The 4,593-nt window shown below is 63.4% G+C and carries 8 protein-coding genes; 3 read left to right on the top strand and 5 right to left on the bottom strand.

The features are described from left to right. Positions 1-243 precede the first annotated feature (243 nt). The gene (gene speE / locus MXAZACID_RS06260; protein ID WP_008493328.1) at positions 244-1,110 is read left to right on the top strand and encodes a polyamine aminopropyltransferase; all 867 of its coding nucleotides are present in this window, start codon (positions 244-246) and stop codon (positions 1,108-1,110) included. 139 nt (positions 1,111-1,249) lie between these two features. On the opposite strand, the gene MXAZACID_RS06255 is transcribed toward speE, so the two are convergent. Both MXAZACID_RS06255 and MXAZACID_RS19220 read right to left on the bottom strand, forming a co-directional pair. Beyond that, complete coding sequence (locus MXAZACID_RS06255; protein WP_008493327.1) at positions 1,250-1,885, bottom strand: DNA-3-methyladenine glycosylase; 636 nt, start codon at positions 1,883-1,885, stop codon at positions 1,250-1,252. Positions 1,886-1,924: 39 nt separating this feature from the next. Next, positions 1,925-2,170, bottom strand: a complete 246-nt coding sequence (locus MXAZACID_RS19220) for a hypothetical protein (RefSeq protein ID WP_008493326.1) — start codon at positions 2,168-2,170, stop codon at positions 1,925-1,927. Between the two features lie 204 nt (positions 2,171-2,374). Here MXAZACID_RS19220 and MXAZACID_RS06245 point away from each other — a divergent pair, with 204 nt between their 5' ends. Further along, positions 2,375-2,584, top strand: a complete 210-nt coding sequence (locus MXAZACID_RS06245; RefSeq protein ID WP_008493325.1) for a hypothetical protein — start codon at positions 2,375-2,377, stop codon at positions 2,582-2,584. A 28-nt stretch (positions 2,585-2,612) separates the two neighbouring features. On the opposite strand, the gene MXAZACID_RS06240 is transcribed toward MXAZACID_RS06245, so the two are convergent. Further along, positions 2,613-3,257 carry a helix-turn-helix transcriptional regulator gene (locus MXAZACID_RS06240; RefSeq protein WP_008493324.1) on the bottom strand — a complete coding sequence of 215 codons (645 nt, stop codon included), beginning with the start codon at positions 3,255-3,257 and terminating at the stop codon, positions 2,613-2,615. A 191-nt stretch (positions 3,258-3,448) separates the two neighbouring features. Between MXAZACID_RS06240 and MXAZACID_RS06235 the strand changes: the two genes are divergently transcribed. Next, positions 3,449-3,682, top strand: a complete 234-nt coding sequence (locus MXAZACID_RS06235) for a hypothetical protein (RefSeq protein WP_008493323.1) — start codon at positions 3,449-3,451, stop codon at positions 3,680-3,682. Here the strand turns inward: MXAZACID_RS06235 and MXAZACID_RS19215 are convergent. Together MXAZACID_RS19215 and MXAZACID_RS19210 are read right to left on the bottom strand one after the other, a co-directional pair. After that, positions 3,679-4,143 carry a DUF4232 domain-containing protein gene (locus MXAZACID_RS19215; protein WP_168118398.1) on the bottom strand — a complete coding sequence of 155 codons (465 nt, stop codon included), beginning with the start codon at positions 4,141-4,143 and terminating at the stop codon, positions 3,679-3,681. The two genes, MXAZACID_RS06235 and MXAZACID_RS19215, sit on opposite strands and share 4 nt — an antisense overlap. 86 nt (positions 4,144-4,229) lie before the next feature. Continuing rightward, on the bottom strand, positions 4,230-4,593 hold a 364-nt coding region (locus MXAZACID_RS19210), incomplete at its 5' end, for a hypothetical protein (protein WP_008493321.1).

Genomic DNA, 4,593 nt, shown 5'->3' with positions numbered 1-4,593 from the left:
GCGCCGCTTATCTGATAGGCGGCCCTTCGGGCCGACGCCCCCAAACCCCCATTAGTTAAGCGTACCGGGAGGGAGGGGTCACTCGCCCTCCCAGTGCTATGCTTGAAATCCTGGTCCTTTGCGGGCGAGTGACCCCTCCCTCCCGGTACGCTCAGTAGCGGGGGTCTGGGGCCTCAGGCCCCAGCAGGGGGTCAAGGGGGGCGGCGCCCCCCTTGGGTACTGACACGAACAAGGAGCGCTTTGATGGCCGAGACCTGGTTGAATGAGACGTTGTATCCGGATTGGGGGCAGCGCTTTAAGACTGTGCGTGAGTTGGCACGGGTGAAGAGTGAGTTTCAGGATATCGGGGTTTTCGAGACCACGAGTCATGGCCGGGTTTTGACGCTGGATGGCGTGATTCAGATCACTGAGCGCGATGAGTTTGTGTATCAGGAGATGCTGACGCATGTGCCGTTGCTGGCGCATGGGAATGCCAAGGACGTGCTGATTATCGGCGCGGGTGATGGCGGTGTGCTGAAGCATGTGCTGATGCACAAGGGCGTTGAGCGCGCGGTGATGGCGGAGATTGATGGGGAGGTGATTCGCCTTTCCAAAGAGTTCCTGCCGGGCATTGGCGGCGATGCGTGGACCAACCCGCGCGGGCAGGTGATTGTCGGCGACGGCATTGATTATGTGAAGAAGGCGCCGACGGGGTCTTTCGATGTGATTATTGTGGACTCGACCGATCCAATCGGCGTGGGTGAGGTTCTGTTCACTGACGCGTTCTATGAGAACGCGGCGCGGATTTTGCGGGATGACGGGCTGATCGTGAATCAGTGCGGCGTGCCCTTCATGCAGGCGGATGAGCTGTATGAGACCTCGGTGCGGCGCAAGAAATTCTTCCCGTTTGTGTCGGCTTATGTGGCGGCGGTGCCGACCTATGTTGGCGGCTATATGACGCTGGGCTGGGCGGGCAAGAATCCGGCGCAGACTGAGGTGAGCGTGGACGAGATTGCCAAGCGCGCCGAGGCGGCCGGGGATATTGCCGGCAAGAGCGCGTATTGGAGCCCGCAAGTGCATGTGGCGAGCTTCTGGCTGCCGCCCTACATCGCGAAGCACCTGCCGAAGTAAACCCATCCCGATGGCGGCGCGGCGATGTCGCGACGCAATTGGGATAAGTCATAAAAGTTTTTGGGTGCAGCCTTTTTTCAAAAAGGCTGCAAAACCTTCGGGGTTTTGGCACGTGCTTGCCAAAACCCCGCTCTGTTTTTCAGGCGTTGGACAGAATCGTCCCCGGCTTCTTCAGCTCATCCGCCGCGCGCCAGAGATAGCGCGCCGCCAGCGTGCGGTGCGGTGCGTAGGCCTTGCCGATTTCGATGAAGGCTTTCGGCTTTGGCTGGGCGTCCAACCCGTGCAGGATGCGGTAGCCTTCGCGCACGCCGAAATCATCGACGGGAAAAATGTCAGGCCGCTCCAGGGTGAAAATGAGAATCATCTCCACCGTCCAGCGGCCGACGCCGCGGATGGTGATGAGGCGCGCGATCAGCTCTTCGTCGGTGAGGGTTTTCGCGACGCGGTGGGAGGGGATGGTGCCGTCGGCGGCCTTGGCGGCGACATCGCGCAGCGCCGCCACCTTGGAGCCAGAGAATCCGCAGGCGCGCAGCGTGGAGTCAGGAAGGGCGAGCAGCGTTGCGGAATCGGGGAGGGTTTCGCCGCAGGCGGAGCGGAGCCGACCGAGAATGGATTGTGCCGCCTTGGCGTGGAGCTGCTGATGCGCGATGGCGGAGAAGAGCGCGTGATAGAGCTCTTTATGTTCGGGATTGACCCGTGGCAGCTTGCCGAGCCGCTTTATAAGATCGCCCAGGCGGGGGTCGGCTTTTGAAAGATGCGGCAATGGATCATCCATGCCGCATCCTTGCAGGCCCCGCCTAGACGGGCAAGTCGATTAGGACTTGGTGGTGGTGGAGGCCTTCTTGGCCTTCATCTTCTTCTTGGAGACCACTTTCTTGTGGGGGGACTTCTTCGCCTTGTGGGCGGAAGCGGCCGGGGCGGACATGGTCGCGGCCGGGGCGGACGCAGCCGGGGCGGAGGTCGCCGGCGCGGTCTGCGCGAAGGCGGTGCCGGACACGGCCAGGGTCAGGGCGGAGGCGAACGCCAGGGTGCGAGAGAACTTGGAAGACAGAGAAGCCATGTTTGTAAATCCCTGAGGGGTTATGGTTACAGCCGCGTGCATAATCCAGTGCAGAATAAAAACAAGAGGGACATGTCACGAAATTCAGCGCCGCGTTGCATTGTCTTACACAACTATGTGAAGACCGCCGCAATCGCGACGCAAATTCGTCACAGCCTTCGTCCAAGTTGAAAACACGTCTGAATATATGGCGAGGATTTAACAATGGCAGAGTTCAATGGTCGGTCGTTCGCGGCCGTGGTGCGGCGTACGGCGCTGGTGATGCTGGCGGGGGCGGCGCTTGCCGGCTGCGTCTATTATCCGTCCGACGGGTATTACAGTTCCGGGTATTACGCCGCGCCGCCGGTGGCCGTGGCGCCGGCGCCGGTTGTCGTCGGCGGCTGGTGGGGCGGGGACGACGATGACTGGCGCTGAGGGCTTTTGAAATCGACCCGGCCTGAGCCTACTGGCTGGCCCAGACGATCCGGTGCATCCATAAAACCGCGCGCGCGGAAAAACGCAGGTCCGGGTAATCCGGATTGAGCGAGCCCAGCTCGATCTGCCCCGCGGTGCGGCGCAGAAGCAGCTTCGCCATCACCGCCTCATCCTGGGTGCGGACCACCACGCGGTCGCCCTGGCGCACGGGAGCGGCCGGGGAGACGATGATGGTATCGCCCGGCCGGTAGACCGGCAGCATCGACTCGCCGCTGATGCTGAGCGCGTAGGCGTGCACATCGGCGACGGTGGGGAGTTCCACCTCATCCCAGCCGGCCCCGGCGGGATAGCCGCCATCATCGAAAAACCCTTCCGCGCCCGCTTGCGCCATGCCGATCAGCGGCAGGCGCGAGCGGCCTTTGGCGCGTGCCTCCGGGATGGCGCGCGCGCCGTTCACCAGAGCGGAGAAATGCTCCAGCTTGGCGCCGGTGGCGTCCAGGATTTTGGCGATACTCTCGGTGGAGGGCCAGCGCAGCTTGCCGTCCGCGGTGCGGCGCTTGGAGGGGTTGAAGCTGGTTGCGTCGAGCCCGGCCTGGCGCGCCAGGGCGGAGGGGGAGAGCCCGCGCTCCGCCGCCAAAGTGTCGATCGCCCGCCAGATTTCATCATGCCGCATGGGAGCCTGGTCAATCTTTTAAGATCAGAGATTTACGCGCGTTCGTAACGAGCGGAAAGAGAAAATAGGAATTTTGTCGGAATTTTCACGAAAAAAATGGGACGAAAACCTATTTTGTTCTTGTTATGTTCTGTGTGTAGGAATATAAACCTTTCGTAACTCAACCTCAGGTAAGGCGAAAGGAAAATCCAATGTCATTCACGCTGCGCAACCTCTCGGTGCTGGCTTATGCGAACGGCTTCACGCTCTGGCACTACAAGGCCGGGAACGACAATCTGGCGGAGGCGGGCAAGCCCGGGTTTTTTGCCGATGCGGCGGATCTGATGGCGGAGGGCGACATGGTGATGCTCTCTGGCGCCGAAGGCGGGCGGATTGCCAGTATCGCCGGGGCGGGCAAGCGGATCGCCTTGCGGCCCATGATTTAGCCGGGTGGCGGCGGGTCCAGCGCCAGCGGCGGCTGGGTGAGGCGGGCGGGCGCGTTGCCGGGGCCGCAGAGCGTGCCGGTGAAGGCCTGGCGCAAGCTTCCGCCCGACCAGGAGAGGCGCAGCTGTGCCGGCTTCAGACAGCGATTATGCGAATAGACCGGCGAGGAGACCCAGCGCAGCCCGGCTGTCGCCTCCGCCCCGGCGGCCAGGCGGACTGGCGCGGCGCTGCCCTGGCGGGTGGGCTGGAGCGGCAGCGCCTCGCCCTTGGCGGTTTCCAGGGCAAGGGTCGGGAAGGCTGGCAGCTGGCAGGGGGCGGGGCCGAGATTGCGGAGCACCAGCAAGGTGCCGGAATGGGACATGCCGTTGAAATTGCCGTTTTCGGCGTCGAAACCGAGCGAGAGCTGGTTCGGCTTGCAGACTGGCAAAGCAGAGGCGGGGGCGGCGATACAAACAAGAACCAAGGCAAAGCGCATAGTCCGTATGTAGCCGCGCCGTGCTGGCTCCAAGCTGTAAAATTGATGAAAGTTTTTGGGAGGTGGGGCTTTTTTCAAAAAGCCCTCAACTCCGCCGTCACTTGCCCGACCAGCACCTCCAGCGCGGCGCAAAGCGGCCCGGCCGGCGCGCCGGCCAGCGCGATGACGTGGCCGGCCCCATGCGCCAGTGTGCTGCGGCCGGCACCTGGCGGCAGAGGCAGGCCAGAGAAATCGATCCCGAAGCCCCAGAGCTTGGCGCAGGCCAGCGGGCTGGCGCGCGGGGCCATATGCTCGGCGGCGAGCAGGCGGCCCTCGGCGCTGTGGGCGCGCAGGCTGGTGGTGAGCTGCCAGTCCGCCGCGCCGCCTTGCGGGTTGTGGGTGAGGAAGCCGTCCGCCAGCAGCAGCTTGGCACCTTGGGCGAGGGTGATGTCCCATGCC

It is taken from the genome of Acidocella sp. MX-AZ02 (assembly GCF_000306035.1).
Classification (GTDB): domain Bacteria; phylum Pseudomonadota; class Alphaproteobacteria; order Acetobacterales; family Acetobacteraceae; genus Acidocella; species Acidocella facilis.
Note: the sequence above shows the minus strand (reverse complement) of the source record. Positions and strands in the feature narration are given on the sequence as shown.